The sequence below is a fragment of the Pseudomonas sp. Ps21-P2 genome, assembly GCF_039672565.1.
Taxonomy (GTDB): domain Bacteria; phylum Pseudomonadota; class Gammaproteobacteria; order Pseudomonadales; family Pseudomonadaceae; genus Aquipseudomonas.
Genome location: NZ_JBDFPL010000003.1, coordinates 279903 through 295969, shown reverse-complemented (window position 1 = coordinate 295969; position 16067 = coordinate 279903). Strand labels below are relative to the sequence as shown.

Here is a 16067-nt window from a genome sequence, read left to right as displayed (position 1 = left end):
CAGGAAATGGACTGGGCGGTATAGACCGGATCAAGCATTTACTGTGCCGCGCCGCTTCTTTGAGTGGGACCGGCTTCAGCCGGGAATGCGCCAGTGCCTGCACCCTGGATTCTGTGGTGTGACACACGACGCTTTCCCGGCTAAAGCCAGTCCTACAGACACCTCACGATCACTAGGTAGGACCGGCTTCAGCCGGGAAGCTTTTAGCGGCCCTAACCTACCGGCGTCCACCAACTGGCCTGCATCTTGCCTCAGCTGTCTATACAGCCTCCCCGCTTTCAGGCACGCCCCACCCCTGACGCGAATTGATCGAGTGGATTCCATGAGCGACCTGCAACAGACCATCAGCCAGTTGCGCCAGGCCCTGGGCGATGCTCAGGTGCTGACCGGCGAGGCCATCAGCCCGCGTCATTACAGCGACTGGACCCGCCACGCGCCGGCCTGCCCCGCTGCGCTTGTCCTGCCGACCAGTACCGAACAGGTTTCCCTCGCCCTGCGCATCTGTAACGCGGCGGGGCAAAGCGTGGTGCCTCAGGGCGGCATGACCGGCCTCGCGGGCGGCGCCGTTCCGCGCACCACCGACATCGCGCTGTCGCTGGATCGCCTGCGCGGCATCGAGGAGATCGACACGGCCGCCGCCACCGTCAGCGTGCGCGCGGGCACAACGCTGGAGGACATCCAGCACGCCGTGGCCGAGGCCGGTTTTTTGTTTCCGCTGGATCTGGGCGCCCGGGGCTCGTGCCAGATCGGCGGTAACATCGCTACCAATGCCGGCGGCAATGCGGTGATTCGTTACGGGATGACCCGCGACCTGGTGCTCGGTCTGGAGGTGGTGCTGGCGGACGGGCGTGTGCTCGACCTGATGAACAAGATGATCAAGAACAACTGCGGTTATGACCTAAAACAGTGCTTCATCGGCAGCGAAGGCACCCTTGGGGTGATTACCCGAGCAGTATTGAAAATGGCGCCGCCACCCGGTCCGACCACCACGCTGCTCTGCGCCCTGCCCGATTACCCCAGCGCGGTCGCCCTGCTGCGGCGGATTCAATCGAGCGTCGGCACGCCCCAGGCGTATGAACTGATGTGGCAGGATTTCTTCCGCCTCGGTGTGTCGTGGCTAGAGAAGCCCGTCGCGCCGATGCCCGATCATCATCCGCTGTACGTGCTGCTGGAGTCGTCCGGCCCAAGCGATGCGCTGGAGGAAACCCTTGAAGCGGCGATTGAGGCCGGTGAAGTGGTCGATGCCATCCTCGCGACCTCCCAGGCCCAGGCCCGCGGGCTGTGGAAGATTCGCGAGGCGACCGGCGAGTTTCCCCAGCGCATGGCGCCGCTGAATTTCGACATCAGCCTGCCCATCGGCCGCATCGGTGAGTTTGCCGAACGCTGCCGTGAGCGCATCGACGCGCGCTGGCCGGGTAACCGAAGCGTGTATTTCGGCCACATCGGTGACAGCAATCTGCACCTGACCGTGGACTGCAACTCGCTGCCGCAGCCCGCGCCGGTGCTGGAAATCGAGGAGCTGGTGTACAGCGCCGTCGGCGAGCTGGGCGGCGCGGTGTCGGCCGAACATGGCATCGGCCTGCTCAAGCGCGAGTTTCTCCATCACTCGGCGAGCGCAGAAGCGTTGCAAGTAATGGCCGAGCTCAAGCGCAGTTTCGACCCCAACGGCATTCTCAATCCGGGGAAGATCCTCAGCTGATAGCCCCATGCCGGTTGTCTATACCGGTATGGCACGCTAACTGCAGTTGCAGAATCATTCACCCGCTCACCCAACATCCCACAGCCTTCGACGAAACACACCGCATCCACCCAGGAGCCATCCCATGTCACTCGACTCTGTGTTCCGCAGGACGTTTCAAAGCTTGAGTATCGCTGCCACGTTGACGCTGCTGCCATTCGCGGTTCAGGCCGACCAACTGGCCGATGTGAAGAAGGCCGGTGAGCTGGTGGTCGGCACCGAAATGCAGTTTGCGCCCTTCGATTTCCTCGAAGCGGGCAAACAGAAAGGCTTGAACGCCGAGCTGTTCGAGGCGCTGGGCCAGGAGCTGGGGGTCAAGATCAAGTTCCTCGACCTGCCGTGGCCGAGTGTGCTGCCGGGCCTTGAGGCGAAGAAATTCGACGTGGTGGCCGGGCCGATCATCGTGACCAAGGCGCGCAAGGAGCGTTACCACTTCGTCTCGCCGATTGCCGAAGCGACCGTGGCGCTGCTGGCCGGCGCCAAGGACGACAGCATCGGCAAGCCTGAAGACATCGCCGGTAAAACCGTCGGCGCCGGCAAGGGCTCGGCGCAGCTGGAAGAGCTGAAAGCCTTCGCCGCGACCCTGCCGCAGAAGGTCACCATTCGTGAATACGTCGACAACAACCAGGCCTACGCCGACCTGGCCGCCAAACGCATCGTCGCCGTGGCCAACTCGCTGCCGAACATCTCCTTCGTCGCCGCGCAGAAAAGCAATCTGTACAAAGTGGTGCAGCCGCCGTTCGGCAAGAAATCCTATTTCGCCTACCTGGGCCGCAAGGACGCCGATGCCGACAGCCTGATCGCTGCGCTGGATGCCGCCCTGATCAAGATGCATGACGACGGCCGCCTGGCCGCCCTGCAGAAGAAATGGCTGGGGGCGGAAATGGACGTGCCGAAGGGTGATTTCGAGCCGACGTGGTAAGGCGCGTTTGATCCCTGTGTGTCGACTCGGGATTTCCGGGGCGACACCTAACGTGTAGGAGTGAGCTTGCTCGCGAATGCATGCTTGCAGCGAAAGAGGTGTCGCCTGACACACCGCTTTCGTGAGCAAGCTCACTCCCACATTATCCGCGCGCCGACTCCGGATTTGCGGGGCGACACCTATCGTGTAGGAGTGAGCTTGCTCGCGATTGCGGTGCCAGACACCCCATACGTAGCAAGCAAACCGCATTCGTGAGCAAGCTCACTCCCACAAGGTCGGCGCCTGAAGATCCACCCAGTGATGACTCATACAGTGATCATCCACAGTGTGACGATTCACTCAGTGACAATTCACCGGCTGGAGTACCCCCGTGTTCGATTGGCCCTTGCTGCAGCAAAACGCGCCGCTCTTGCTTGGCGCCCTGTGGGTGACGCTACAGGTGTCGATGGCGGCGCTGGTGTTCGGCTTTGTCATCGGCATCGTCGTCGGCAGCCTGCGCCTGTCGCCGATCCCCTTGCTGCGCCGCCTCGGTGGCGCCTACATTTTCGTGTTCCGGGGCATTCCGCTGCTGGTGCAATTGCTGTTCATCTATTACTTCCTGCCCCGGGTCGGCCTGCCGAACGTCTCGCCCACGGTGGCGGCGATCATCGGCCTGTCCCTGGCGGCCGGCGCCTATATCGCCGAGATCATGCGTGGCGGGTTTCTTGCGATTCCCGGCGGTCAGCTGGAGGCCGCGGGGCTGTTGGGCATGAGCGACGCGCAAATGCTCATGCGCATCCGCGTGCCCCAGGCCGTGCGCCTGACGCTGCCGGCCCTGGTCAATGAAATGATTCTGCTGATCAAAGCCTCGTCGCTGGTTTCGGTGGTCGGGCTGGCCGACCTCACCCGCACGGCGCAGAACCTCGCCGCCAGCGATTACATGTTCGTCCAGGACTACCTGATGCTGGCCGGCTTCTACTGCCTGATCAACGTGCCGCTGGCCTACGCCGCGAGCCTGCTCGAACGACGAATGAAGGAGCGCACGGCATGACCTTCGACCCGAGCATTTTCACGGACCACCTGGGCGACATCGGCTCGGGGTTTCTGGTCACCCTCGGCACCTGGAGCAGCGGCGTCGTGCTCGGCCTGGCGCTGGGCATGCTGATCGCCGTCGCCCAGGTGTTCGGCAATAACGCCGTCCGTGCACCGCTGCGGGTGTTCATCGAGCTGATCCGCAGCACGCCGTTTCTGGTGCAGCTGTTTCTGGTGTATTACGGCGGGCCGTCGTTCGGCATCAGCCTCGACCCGATACCCGCCGGCATCCTCGGCCTGGGGGTTTACGGCGGCGTGTACTTCGCCGAGATCTTCCGCACCGGCTTCCAGTCGGTCGCCCAGGGTCAGCTGGAAGCCGCCGATTGTCTGGGCATTACCCGCCTGCAAAGTATCTGGCGCATCCAGTTGCCGCAGATGCTGGTGATGATTCTGCCGGCGCTGGTAAACATGGTCACGGTGCTGTGCAAGGAAACCGCCGTGCTGTCGATCATCACCATTCCCGAGCTGACGATGGTCCTCACCGGCATCGGTTCGGAGACCTTTGCCTTCGTCGAAACCCTGCTGATGCTGTGCATCGGCTACCTGATTCTGGTGGAGCTGTGCTCGCGGCTGGGCATGCTGCTGGAAACCCGCGTCGGCCGCTTCATGAGCAGGCAAACCCGATGAACAGTCTTCTGATCCCTGGCGGCAACGTGCCCGCCCCGACCGGCGAACCGACCGGCCAATCCCTGGATGAACCTATGAAAACCAACGGCGAGCCCTCGACCGTCCTGACCCTGAGCCAGGTGGGCAAAAGCTTCGGCACCCTGCGCGTGCTCAAGGGCATCGACTTGCAGGTGCGGCGCTCGGAAGTGGTCTGCCTGATCGGCCCGTCGGGCTCGGGCAAAAGCACCCTGCTGCGCAGCATGGCGTTTCTGGAGGAGTACGACGAAGGCGAGATCCGCATCGAAGGCCAGTTGCTCGGCTGGCAGGACACCAACAAGGGCCGTCGCCGCGCGCCGCAATCACAGATCAACCAGGTGCGGCGCAACGTCGGCATGGTCTTTCAGCAGTTCAACCTGTGGCCGCACATGACCGCCCTCGGCAACGTCTGCGAAGCCTTGCGGCGGGTGCGCAAACTCTCGGCCGACGACGCGAAAAAGCGCGGCATGGCGATGCTCGACAAGGTGGGCCTGGCGCACAAGGCCGAGGCCTATCCCGCGCAACTGTCCGGTGGTCAGCAGCAGCGGGTGGCGATTGCCCGGGCGCTGGCGATGGAACCGCACATCATGCTGTTCGACGAGCCCACCTCGGCCCTCGACCCGGAGCTGGTGGGTGAAGTGCTGCAGGTGATGAAGACCCTGGCGAAGGAAGGCATGACCATGGTCGTGGTCACCCACGAGATGGGCTTTGCCGCCCAGGTCGCCGATTCGGTGATCTTTCTCGATCAGGGCGAAATCGTCGCACGCGGCACACCGCAGCAGATTTTCCACAACGCCGAGCAACCCCGGCTGCAGCAGTTCTTGCAGAACTACCTGGACCGCAACGCGTTCTGGCAGGACGCCAAAGCGTGATGCGCTTTTTTTAGGGCCGTCGACGCACGCCTGTTCGGAAAGGGAGAAAAACGATGGACAAGCCGGCACCCCAGGCCCTTTATCGGCGGGCGAAGTCCTTCGTTCACGGCAAGCTGTCGTCGGGGGAATGGAAGCCCGGCGACCTGATTCCGTCGGAGAACCGCCTGGTGGTCGAGCTGGGCATGTCGCGGATGACCGTCAACCGGGCGCTGCGCGAGCTGACCGAAGAAGGCCGCCTGCTGCGGGTGTCCGGGGTCGGCACCTTCGTCGCCGCGAGCAAGCCGCAATCCAACCTGTTGCGCATCACCAACATCGCCGACGAAATCCTCGCCCGGGGCCATCGCTATCGTTGCCAGGTGCTGCACCTGGCACGGGAATCGGCGTCGATGCCCATCGCCTCGGCCCTCTCGCTGGCCACCGGCGCGTCGGTGTTTCACCTGTTGTGCGTGCATTACGAGGACGATGTGGCGGTGCAGCTGGAGGACCGTTACGTCAACCCGCACGCCGCGCCGGACTTTCTGAACCAGCCCTTCGGCGACGCGTTGCAGTCGGCGCGCTATCTGTTGCAGATCATTCAGCCCGATGAGATGGAGCACATCGTCGAGGCCAGCCACCCGAGCGCCGAGGAGCTCAGGCATTTGCAGATCGAGCCGGGCGAGCCGTGTCTGGTGCTGATGCGCCGCACCTGGAACAGCGGCAACGTGGTGACCTACGTGCGCTTGGTGCATCCGTCCTCGCGCTATCGACTGGGCAGTCGCATGCCGGTGACGGGTGCGTATCGCGACAGCTGAAGCCTGCCGATCAGCACATGGATCGAACCCTTGCGCGCCGTTGCCCTCGATATCTGTACGTCCTGTGAACGGGACATGACAGAAGAGGTGCGTATGGCTACCCAGAACAACGATCAAACCGTCAACCGCAACGACCCGGCGATTAACCCTGCCGTTGAGAAAGTCAGGCCAGACAGCAGCCTGGCGCAGAACGATGCGCTGAAGAACCAAAGTGGATCACAGAGCCAGTCCGGTGGCGGCGCGCAGAGTCAGGAGAACAACGGCAACCTGACCGGCGAAAACAGCTTCACCCCTGATTTCGAGCCTGAGGAGCATGAGTCGCCGGATACTACCAAAGAGGAACGGCAGACGGGTGAGCTGGACAAGGACATTGATACAGCGGGGGGTTGAGGTCGGCCTTCTGGACCGGAGATCCAAAGCAGGTTTGTGAGTCTGGTTACTGGATTTGATTCCGGCCTGGCACTGGTGGGAGTGAACTTGCTCACGAAGGGGACGGTACCGCCGCTGAATTTCTAGCGGCTGGGCCTGAGTCTTCGCGAGCAAGCTCACTCCTACAGGATCTTCATTGGCTGCGAAGCCTCAGCTCCGCACCTTGGTACGCCGCCATCCGCTTATCCCGCGTATCTTTAATTGCCTAGCACCCTAACAAAACGGCACCATCACGCTTTCGTCTGCGCCTGCAGACCCGCCTGAAGTTCATCCCCCGGAGCGTTGTCGATAATGGTCCAGCCCGCCACTCAGGATGCCCCGCGCGTCGGTAATAAACTTACACCCCGCGAGTTTCGCGGCATGGCGGCGATTCTGATGTCCATCGCCCTCGCCACCCTCGACACCGCCATCGCCAACACCGCCCTCCCCGCCATCGCGGCTGATCTCAACGCCTCGCCGGCCGCATCGGTGTGGATCATCAACGCCTACCAGCTCGCCGCCGTCGCCACACTGTTGCCGTTCGCGGCGCTGGGCGGTGTGCTCGGTCATCGCAAGGTCTATCTGGGCGGGCTGATTCTGTTCGTGGTGTCGTCGGCGCTGTGTGCGCTGTCCTGGTCGTTGCCCACGCTGACCATCGCCCGCGTTCTTCAGGGCATCGGCGCCAGCGCGATCATGAGCGTCAACGCCGCGCTGATCGGCTCGATTTTCCCCCACGAACGGCTGGGCCGCGGCCTGGGCATGAACGCGCTGGTGGTCGGCACGTCATTTTCCATCGGCCCGACCGTGGCCTCGCTGGTGTTGTCGGTAGCGAGTTGGCCGTGGCTGTTTGCGATCAACCTGCCCATCGGCCTGTTCGCCCTGGTGTTCGCCTGGAATTCGCTGCCCGCCACACGCCTCGGCAGCCTGACCTTCGACCGCATGACGGCCGTGCTCAATGTCATCACCTTCGGCGCGCTGATCTTTGCCCTGAGTCAGGCGGCGCAACTGGGTTCCATGACCAGCGTGCTCATCGCCCTGGCGATCTTTCTGGTGGGCGGCGCGCTGATGCTAAAACGCGAGGTCGGTCATCCTGCGCCGATGTTTCCCCTGGATTTGCTCAAGCGGCCGCTGTTTGCGTTGTCGGCGCTGACGGCCTTCTGTTCGTTCGCCACCCAAGGGCTGGCATTCGTCTCGCTGCCGTTCTTTTTTGAAAGCACCCTGGGCCGCGACCCGATCCAGACAGGGTTTCTGATGACGCCGTGGTCGGTGGTGGTGGCGATGATCGCGCCGTTCGCCGGGCGCCTGTCGGACCGTTATGCGCCGGGGCTGCTGGGCGGGATTGGCTTGGCGATGCTGTGCCTGGGGATGATTTCCCTGGCGACCATGCCCGCCGACGCCAGCGTGATGTCGATCATTGCGCGGATGATTCTGTGCGGCATCGGCTTCGGTTTCTTTCAGGCGCCGAATCAGAAAGCCCTGATGACCAGCGCGCCAAAGGAACGCTCCAGCGGCGCCAGCGGCACGATTGCGACGGCACGTTTGATCGGTCAGGCCACGGGCGCGGCGTTGGTGGCACTGAGCTTCGGGATTTCCAATACCCACGGCCCGGTGCTGGCGTTGAGCATCGGCGCGGGCTTTGCGGCGGTGGGCAGTGTGGCGAGCGGCTTGCGGCTGGTGACGAAAAACACGGCCAATCCGCGAGTTTGATACGCCCACGATCTTGTAGGAGTGAGCTTGCTCGCGATTGCGGCGTGTCAGTTGCAGGTGAGTTGACTGACACACCGTGATCGCGAGCAAGCTCACTCCTACAGGGATCGGCAGCAGCCATCGTGGCATCCAGCCAGAACAGGATCAGGCAATCATCGCGTAGAACTGGGTCATCGGTTTCGGGCGCAGGGTTCCTACCATGGGGGCCTGCCATCAACGGCTTAGGCCTCATGAGGAAATGCACAATGAGCAAAACCAAAACCCTATTCATCACCGGTGTCAGCAGCGGCTTCGGCCAGGCGTTGGCGCAACAGGCGCTGGCGGCGGGTCATACCGTGATCGGCACGCTGCGCAATGAAGACGCCGTGCAGGCATTTGAAGCCCAGGCACCCGGTCGCGCCCACGGCGTGTTGCTGGACGTCACCGACTTCGACGCCATCGACCGCGTGGTCGCCGAGGCCGACAACGCGTTCGGGCCCATCGACGTGCTGGTCAACAACGCCGGCTATGGCCACGAGGGCATTCTGGAAGAGTCGCCGCTCGAAGATTTGCGTCGGCAGTTCGACGTCAACGTGTTCGGCGCGGTGGCGATCATCAAGGCTTTCGTGCCGCTGTTCCGTCAGCGCCGCAGCGGGCACATCCTCAACGTCACCTCCATGGGCGGCTTCATCACGATGCCGGGGATTTCCTACTACCACGGCAGCAAATTCGCCCTGGAAGGCATTTCTGAATCCCTGGGCAAGGAGCTGAAGCCGTTCAATGTGTTCGTCACCGCGGTGGCACCGGGTTCGTTCCGCACGGATTGGGCCGGCCGTTCGATGCAGCGTACCGCGCGGCAGATTGCCGACTACGACGCCAGCTTCGACCCGATCCGCAAGGCCCGCGAAGAACGCAGCGGCAAGCAGCCAGGCGATCCGGTCAAGGCTGCCGATGCGATGCTCAAGTTGATTGATAGCCCCAACCCGCCGGCGCATATGCTGCTGGGCAGCGATGCGTTGAAGCTGGTGCGGGAAAAGCTGGCCCAGCTGGAAGCCGAGTTTGCGGAATGGGAAGAGGTGTCGCGTTCGACGGATGGGTGAGACGTCATGGAAAGGTGGGCCATGCCGAGGACCTGTGGGAGTGAGCTTGCTCACGAAGAGGCCGGGGCAGTCAGCCAATTTCTCTGGTGTCAGACATTAAGTCTTCGCGAGCAAGCTCGCTCCCACGAGACCGCGGCTGACTTGAGATTTCGAGCCATGCCGAGGACCTGTGGGAGTGAGCTTGCTCACGAAAGCGCAGGTCCAGCCACTGCATCTTTATCGGCTGGAAGTCAGCATTCGCGAGCAAGCTCGCTCCCACGAGACCGCGGCTGACTTGAGATTTCGAGTCATACAGAGGACCTGTGGGAGTGAGCTTGCTCACGAAAGCGCCGGTCCAGCCACTGCATCTTTATCGGCTGGAAGCCAGCATTCGCGAGCAAGCTCGCTCCCACAAGTTCTCCGTTAACAGCGACATCTGCTGTGTTCCCGCTTTACGAGCTAAACCCCGCCGCGGCTAAAGATGCGGATGACTTCATCCAGATGCCCCGCCATCGCCTGCCTCGCAGCGTCTGCATCTCGATTTTGCAGCGCGTCGAGGATCAGGCGGTGTTCGTGTTCGGAGCGGAACGGCATGTCGTCGGAGGTGTAGTGCGCCTGCAAACGCTGGAACATGCTGCCGTACTGATGCCCGAGCAGGTGTTTGATCATCAGCCCATAGGCCGGATTGCCGGAGGCTTGGGCGATGCGAATGTGGAACAGGCGATCGCCGGGGTGTGTGTGGGAATGCTCGCGGTTGTCGCGGGCGTTGCGTTCGAAGGCCTCGCGGATGGCTTCAAGCTCTTCATCGCTAGCGTTTTGTGCCGCCAGCGCCGCCGCTTCCGGTTCGATCAACCGCCGCGCCTGGAGCAAGGCAAACGGCGGGATCTCCGCGCTGAAATCCACCTCGATGCCCAGCTCCGGATCGACGTCCTTCCACTGATCGCGGGTGACCTGGGTCATCACCGGTTCATCGGACAGCTTCTGCACGGGCGGCTCACAGACCAGCACGCCATTGCCTACGCGCACATCCACCAGCCCGATCACCTCAAGGGCAATCATCGCCTCGCGCACCGACGCCCTGCTCACCCCCAGCATCTTCGCCAATTCACGTTCGGCCGGCAGGCGGCTGCCCGGTGGAAATTCGCCGCTGTCGATCAGCGCGCGGAGCTGATCGGCGATCTGGCGATAAAGTCTCTGGTTATCAATTACTTGGATTGGCATCGGGAATCGGCTCGGAATTTTACAGCGCACTGGATCGAAAAATGGCCTTGTTGCAGTCCATGACTAGTGCTAAAAACAGGACCAATGGCCTGACCATTGGAGCGCTGCAGTGAGCGGAGCATAGCAAAACCCGTCGGGGTTCGGCGTGCTTCAAATCTCATGACGCGCTGCCCGGTTCGATCAGCAGACCTCGACGGCAGCATGGCCAGTCAGGTCGTCTCAACAATAAAAACAAGGGATCAACATGGACCTCACCGGTAAGCGAGTGCTCATCACGGCCGCCGCCCAGGGCATCGGTCAAGCCAGCGTGGAGGCTTATCTGAAGGCCGGCGCGGAAGTCTTCGCCGTGGACATAAACGGCGTAGCGCTGGACCACCTGCAGGGCGTGCACAAGCGTGTGCTCGACGTCACCGATCACGCCGCCATCGAACGACTGGCCGCCGAAGTGGGCGCGCTGGACGTGCTGTTCAACTGCGCGGGCGTGGTGCACAGCGGCAACATCCTCGAATGCTCCGACGACGACTGGCGCTTCGCCTTAGATCTCAACGTCACCGCGATGTACAAGATGATCCGCGCATTCCTGCCGGCCATGCTGGCCAACGGTGGCGGCTCGATCATCAATATGTCGTCGGTGGCCTCGGCCATCAAGGGCGTGCCCAACCGCTTCGCCTACTGCGCCAGCAAGGCCGCCGTGATCGGCATCACCCGTTCGGTCGCTGCCGACTTCGTCGGGCAGAACATCCGCTGCAACTGCATTTGCCCCGGCACCGTGGAATCCCCTTCCCTGCGTCAGCGGGTGGCTGATCAGGCGGCGCGCGAGGGACGCGAAGAGGCCGAGGTGTACGCGGCATTTGAAGCGCGCCAACCCATGGGACGCCTGGGCACCCCCGAGGAAATCGCCCAACTGGCGCTGTACCTCGGCTCGTCGGCCAGCGGCTTCACCACCGGCACCGCACAGATCATCGATGGCGGCTGGAGCAACTGAGCCTGTTCACGACCTTCACCAATACCCACACCGAATTCTGATCACTCACCATTAGAGGACACCCCATGAAATTGCTGCGTTACGGCGAACCCGGTCAAGAACGCCCTGGCCTGCTGGACAGCGACGGCCGCATTCGCGATCTGACCGATCTCATCGGTGACCTGTCGGGCACCGCCCTGAGCCCGGAAAGCATTGCCCATTTGCAGTCCCAGGACGTCAACAGCCTGCCGCTGGTTGAGGGCAATCCGCGCGTCGGCCCATGCGTGGGCAAGATCGGCAAATTCATCTGCATCGGCCTGAACTACGCCGACCACGCCGCTGAAACCGGTGCCGACATTCCGAAAGAGCCGATCATCTTCAACAAGTGGACCAGCGCCATCGTCGGCCCCAACGACAACGTGGAAATCCCGCGCAACTCGAAGAAGACCGACTGGGAAGTCGAGCTGGGCGTGGTCATCGGCAAGGGCGGTCGCTACATCGACGAAGCCGATGCCCTGGAGCATGTGGCGGGTTATTGCGTGATCAACGACGTCTCCGAGCGTGAATTTCAGATCGAGCGCGGCGGCACCTGGGACAAGGGCAAGGGCTGCGACACCTTCGGCCCGATCGGCCCGTGGCTGGTGACCCGCGATGAAATCGCCGACCCGCACCAGCTCAACCTGTGGCTGGAAGTCGACGGGAAGCGCTATCAGAACGGCAACACGCGCACGATGATTTTCCAGATCCCCAAGCTGGTGAGCTACCTGAGCCAGTTCATGAGCCTGCAACCGGGCGACGTGATTTCCACCGGTACACCGCCGGGCGTGGGCCTGGGTATCAAGCCGGAGCCGGTGTTCCTGCGCGCCGGCCAGACCATGCGTTTGGGTATTGAAGGGCTGGGTGAACAGCAGCAGCTGACGGTCGACGCCTGAAGCAGCAAACACCGTCTCTGTGGGAGCGAGCTTGCTCGCGAAGAGGCCAGTGCATTCCCTGCATATTCATCAGGAGTAAAGGCTTCGCGAGCAAGCTCGCTCCCACAGGTTCTGCATGCACTTGAGATCAGTGTTTTCCTCAGTTTTTCCAATACGCCGCGCTGCCCATAACAATGCCAAAGGGACCCGCCATGACCACCATCACCGCCTTGCGCGTTGAAGACATCCGTTTCCCCACGTCGCAATTCCTCGACGGCTCGGACGCGATGAACCCGGACCCCGACTACTCGGCGGCCTACGTCATTCTCGAAACCGATCACCCCACCCTGCAGGGCCACGGCCTGACGTTCACCATCGGCCGCGGCAACGAGATCTGTTGCGCCGCGATCAAGGCGCTGGCGGGCGTGATGGTCGGGCTGAAGCTGGAATGGATCGCCGAAGACATGGGCCGTTTCTGGCGCCACGTCACCAGCGACAGCCAGTTGCGCTGGATCGGCCCGGACAAGGGCGCGATTCACCTGGCGACTGGCGCCGTGGTCAATGCGACGTGGGATTTGTGGGCCAAGTCCGAGGGCAAGCCGGTGTGGCAACTGGTGGCGGAAATGACCCCGGCGCAACTGGTGCGCTGCATCGATTTTCGCTACATCACCGACTGCCTCACCCCGGACGAAGCCCTGACCCTGCTGACCGAGCGCGCCGAGGGCAAAGCACAACGGTTGCGGACGCTGCTTGCCGACGGTTACCCCTGCTACACCACCTCGGCGGGCTGGCTCGGCTACCCCGACGACAAGCTACGCCGGCTGTGTCAGGAAGCGGTCGACGGCGGTTTTTCCCACATCAAACTCAAGGTTGGCCGCGACCTGCAGGACGACATCCGCCGGGTGCGCATCGCCCGGGAAGTGCTGGGGCCGGATCGTCATCTGATGATCGACGCCAATCAGGTCTGGGAGGTCTGCGAGGCCATCGACTGGATCCGCGAGCTGGCGTTCGCCAAACCGTGGTTCATTGAAGAACCGACCAGCCCGGACGACGTCGAAGGCCATCGCACGATTCGTCTTGGCGTGCACCCGGTGAAGGTGGCGACCGGCGAGATGTGCCAGAACCGCATCGTCTTCAAGCAACTGATCATGCGTGGCGCCATCGACGTGGTGCAGATCGACGCCTGCCGCCTCGGCGGGGTCAACGAGGTGCTGGCGGTGATGCTCATGGCCGCCAAATACCGGCTGCCGGTCTGCCCCCATGCCGGCGGCGTCGGGTTGTGCGAGTACGTGCAGCACCTGTCGATGATCGACTTCCTGTGCATCGCCGGCACCCATGAGGGTCGGGTGGTGGAATACGTTGATCACCTGCATGAGCACTTTGAAGACCCTTGTGTGATTCGTGATGCGGCGTATTTGCCGCCGGCCGCCCCGGGGTTTTCGATTCAGATGAAAGCCGCCTCGCGGGCGCGGTACGCATACAAGGGCTGAGCACACTGCCGAACCCTTGTAGGAGCGCGCTTGGTCTGGGCGGCAACCGGACGAAATGGCCGGGACACCCGATGCAGGTGTCTCGTTTGTACCTAAGCCTTTGCGAGCAAGCTCACTCCTACAGTAATTGCGTGAGGCCATGAAACGGACGGAGTACAACAACAATGTCGTCCCGACACTCAAGCGTTCCGGCACCGCCCTTGCGGGTGGATGCCCATCAGCATTTCTGGACTTATGACGCCAGGGATTACCCGTGGATTGACCAGCGCCATGCTGCGTTGCAACGGGATTTTCTGCCGGGCGATTTAAAACCTCTGCTCGATCGGCATGGCATCGATGGCTGCGTCGCGGTGCAGGCGCGGCACAGTGTCGACGAGACGGACGCACTTCTGACCCATGCGGCCGAGCATCCGTGGATCTTCGGCGTCGTCGGCTGGGCGGACCTGCGGGCGGATGGTGTCGACGAGCAATTGGCACGCTGGGCGGACGCGGAAAAACTGGTCGGCCTGCGTCACCTGATCCAGGACGAACCGGCGCCGTCGCTGTTCCTCCAGGACCCGGCCTTCGCCCGGGGTATGCGGCAGCTGCAAACCCTCGGGCTGACTTACGACGTGCTGATAAAAGACAAAGACCTCCACGCCGCCACCGACTTCTGCCAACGCCACGACCGGCATCACCTGATCCTTGATCACCTCGGCAAACCGGATCTGTCCCTGGAAGACCCCATCGCCTGGGCCGATCGCCTTGCCCCGCTGGCCGCCCTGCCCCACGTGGCCTGCAAACTGTCGGGGCTGATTACCGAAGCCGACTGGCAACGCTGGCGACCGGTGGAACTGCTGCCGTATTTCTATCTGGCGCTGGAATTGTTCGGGCCGCAACGACTGATGTTCGGCTCCGACTGGCCGGTCTGTCAGGTCGCCGGCAGCTACCGCGACGTTCACCAGTTGTTCGAAACCGCCATCAGCTCGCTCTCCGTCGATGAGCAAAACGCGCTGCGCGGCGGCACCGCCATTCGCCTGTACGGCCTGCAAGGAAACTGCCCATGAATCTGCACCTGCAAGACAAGGTCATCATCGTCACCGGCGGCGGCTCGGGGATTGGCGCCGCGATCTCACTGGGGCTGGCCGAAGAAGGCGCGATCCCGGTGATCTTCGCCAATCAGCCGCTGCCTGCTGAATTGGCCGCCGAGCTGGACAGACGCCAGCCGCAGACCCTGTTCGTCCAGGTCGAGCTGCGTGACGAGGGCGAATGTGCAGCGGCGGTGAGCAAGGTGCTGGAGCGCTTCGGGCGCATCGACGGGCTGGTCAACAACGCCGGGGTCAATGACAACGTCGGACTGGAGGCCGGTCGCAGCGCGTTCATCGAGTCACTGGAGAAGAACCTCATTCACTACTACGTGATGGCCCATCTGTGCGTCGACGCGCTGAAGGCGAGCAAGGGCGCCATCGTCAACATCGGTTCGAAGACTGCACTCACCGGCCAGGGCGGCACAAGTGGTTACACCGCCTCGAAAGGCGCGCAACTGTCGCTGACCCGGGAATGGGCGGCGTCGTTGCTGAGCGATGGCGTGAGGGTGAACGCGGTGATCCCGGCCGAAGTGATGACGCCGCTGTACGAGCGCTGGATTGCCAGCTTCGACGACCCTGACGCGAAGCTGGCGAAGATCGTCGAGAAAATCCCCCTCGGCCAGCGCATGACCACGCCGACGGAGATTGCCGACAGCGTGCTGTTTCTGCTGTCCCCGCGGGCGTCCCACACCACCGGGCAGTGGCTGGTGGTGGACGGCGGCTATACGCATCTGGATCGGGCACTGACATGAGCGCGCTGACATGAATACCGGGAGGGTTGCGCAGCGTTTTTGTCTGGCCCTGGACATGGCTGATGACGAGGCGTTGATCGCCGAGTATGAGCAACTGCACCGGCGCATCTGGCCGGAGATTGCCGAACACCTGCGCAGTCAGGGCATCTTGGACATGCAGATCTGGCGACTGGGCACGCGGCTGTTCATGGTCATGGACACCGCCCCGGGCTTCAGCGCCGACGCGATGGACCAGGCGTCGGCGGCCAACCCCAAGGTGCTGGAATGGGAGGCGTTGATGTGGCGGTTTCAGACGCCGACGCCGTGGACCGAGCCGGGGAATAAATGGCAGCCCATGGCGCAGATTTTTAGCCTGTCGGATCAGCCGCCTTGAAGCCCTTCAATGGTGGGAGCGAGCTTGCTCGCGAAGGGGCCGAAACACCCCCTACATCTTTAGCGCCTGAAACGCCGTCT

Annotated in this window: 16 protein-coding genes; 15 read left to right on the top strand and 1 reads right to left on the bottom strand. The window is 62.8% G+C overall.

Features of this window, described 5'->3' with window-relative positions:
* Nucleotides 1-322: 322 nt before the first annotated feature.
* The 9 genes from ABEH28_RS08855 to ABEH28_RS08815 all read left to right on the top strand — a co-directional run bounded on the left by ABEH28_RS08855 (nucleotide 323) and on the right by ABEH28_RS08815 (nucleotide 9230).
* Nucleotides 323-1699, top strand: a complete 1377-nt coding sequence (locus ABEH28_RS08855) for an FAD-binding oxidoreductase (RefSeq protein WP_346629697.1) — start codon at nucleotides 323-325, stop codon at nucleotides 1697-1699.
* Between the two features lie 124 nt (nucleotides 1700-1823).
* On the top strand, nucleotides 1824-2660 hold the full coding sequence (locus ABEH28_RS08850; protein ID WP_346629696.1) for a transporter substrate-binding domain-containing protein: 837 nt from the start codon (nucleotides 1824-1826) through the stop codon (nucleotides 2658-2660).
* Nucleotides 2661-3030: 370 nt separating this feature from the next.
* On the top strand, nucleotides 3031-3690 hold the full coding sequence (locus tag ABEH28_RS08845; RefSeq protein WP_346629695.1) for an amino acid ABC transporter permease: 660 nt from the start codon (nucleotides 3031-3033) through the stop codon (nucleotides 3688-3690).
* Nucleotides 3687-4358, top strand: coding sequence for an amino acid ABC transporter permease (locus tag ABEH28_RS08840; RefSeq protein WP_346629694.1), 672 nt, complete (start codon nucleotides 3687-3689; stop codon nucleotides 4356-4358). The genes ABEH28_RS08845 and ABEH28_RS08840 overlap by 4 nt, the downstream gene beginning before the upstream one ends.
* 74 nt (nucleotides 4359-4432) lie before the next feature.
* Nucleotides 4433-5245 carry an amino acid ABC transporter ATP-binding protein gene (locus tag ABEH28_RS08835; protein WP_346629931.1) on the top strand — a complete coding sequence of 271 codons (813 nt, stop codon included), beginning with the start codon at nucleotides 4433-4435 and terminating at the stop codon, nucleotides 5243-5245.
* 53 nt (nucleotides 5246-5298) lie between these two features.
* Nucleotides 5299-6036, top strand: coding sequence for a histidine utilization repressor (gene hutC / locus ABEH28_RS08830; RefSeq protein ID WP_192174262.1), 738 nt, complete (start codon nucleotides 5299-5301; stop codon nucleotides 6034-6036).
* Nucleotides 6037-6129: 93 nt separating this feature from the next.
* Complete coding sequence (locus ABEH28_RS08825) at nucleotides 6130-6426, top strand: hypothetical protein (RefSeq protein ID WP_192174263.1); 297 nt, start codon at nucleotides 6130-6132, stop codon at nucleotides 6424-6426.
* Between the two features lie 399 nt (nucleotides 6427-6825).
* Nucleotides 6826-8151 (top strand): MFS transporter, encoded by a 1326-nt coding sequence (locus ABEH28_RS08820; RefSeq protein WP_346629930.1) that lies wholly within the window; start codon nucleotides 6826-6828, stop codon nucleotides 8149-8151.
* A gap of 245 nt (nucleotides 8152-8396) precedes the next feature.
* Nucleotides 8397-9230, top strand: a complete 834-nt coding sequence (locus ABEH28_RS08815) for an oxidoreductase (protein ID WP_346629693.1) — start codon at nucleotides 8397-8399, stop codon at nucleotides 9228-9230.
* A 438-nt stretch (nucleotides 9231-9668) separates the two neighbouring features.
* Here ABEH28_RS08815 and ABEH28_RS08810 read toward each other — a convergent pair whose 3' ends face one another.
* The gene (locus ABEH28_RS08810; RefSeq protein ID WP_282373675.1) at nucleotides 9669-10430 is read right to left on the bottom strand and encodes a FadR/GntR family transcriptional regulator; all 762 of its coding nucleotides are present in this window, start codon (nucleotides 10428-10430) and stop codon (nucleotides 9669-9671) included.
* A gap of 244 nt (nucleotides 10431-10674) precedes the next feature.
* Between ABEH28_RS08810 and ABEH28_RS08805 the strand changes: the two genes are divergently transcribed.
* From ABEH28_RS08805 to ABEH28_RS08780, 6 genes are all read left to right on the top strand, one after another.
* On the top strand, nucleotides 10675-11415 hold the full coding sequence (locus ABEH28_RS08805) for an SDR family oxidoreductase (RefSeq protein ID WP_346629692.1): 741 nt from the start codon (nucleotides 10675-10677) through the stop codon (nucleotides 11413-11415).
* A gap of 65 nt (nucleotides 11416-11480) precedes the next feature.
* The gene (locus ABEH28_RS08800) at nucleotides 11481-12326 is read left to right on the top strand and encodes a fumarylacetoacetate hydrolase family protein (protein ID WP_346629691.1); all 846 of its coding nucleotides are present in this window, start codon (nucleotides 11481-11483) and stop codon (nucleotides 12324-12326) included.
* Nucleotides 12327-12517: 191 nt separating this feature from the next.
* Complete coding sequence (locus ABEH28_RS08795) at nucleotides 12518-13795, top strand: L-fuconate dehydratase (RefSeq protein ID WP_346626416.1); 1278 nt, start codon at nucleotides 12518-12520, stop codon at nucleotides 13793-13795.
* A gap of 164 nt (nucleotides 13796-13959) precedes the next feature.
* Nucleotides 13960-14841, top strand: a complete 882-nt coding sequence (locus tag ABEH28_RS08790; protein WP_346629690.1) for an amidohydrolase family protein — start codon at nucleotides 13960-13962, stop codon at nucleotides 14839-14841.
* Nucleotides 14838-15614 carry an SDR family oxidoreductase gene (locus ABEH28_RS08785; RefSeq protein ID WP_346629689.1) on the top strand — a complete coding sequence of 259 codons (777 nt, stop codon included), beginning with the start codon at nucleotides 14838-14840 and terminating at the stop codon, nucleotides 15612-15614. Before ABEH28_RS08790 ends, ABEH28_RS08785 begins: the two co-directional genes overlap by 4 nt.
* Nucleotides 15615-15624: 10 nt before the next feature.
* On the top strand, nucleotides 15625-15987 hold the full coding sequence (locus ABEH28_RS08780) for an L-rhamnose mutarotase (protein WP_346629688.1): 363 nt from the start codon (nucleotides 15625-15627) through the stop codon (nucleotides 15985-15987).
* The last annotated feature ends 80 nt before the right edge of the window (nucleotides 15988-16067 follow it).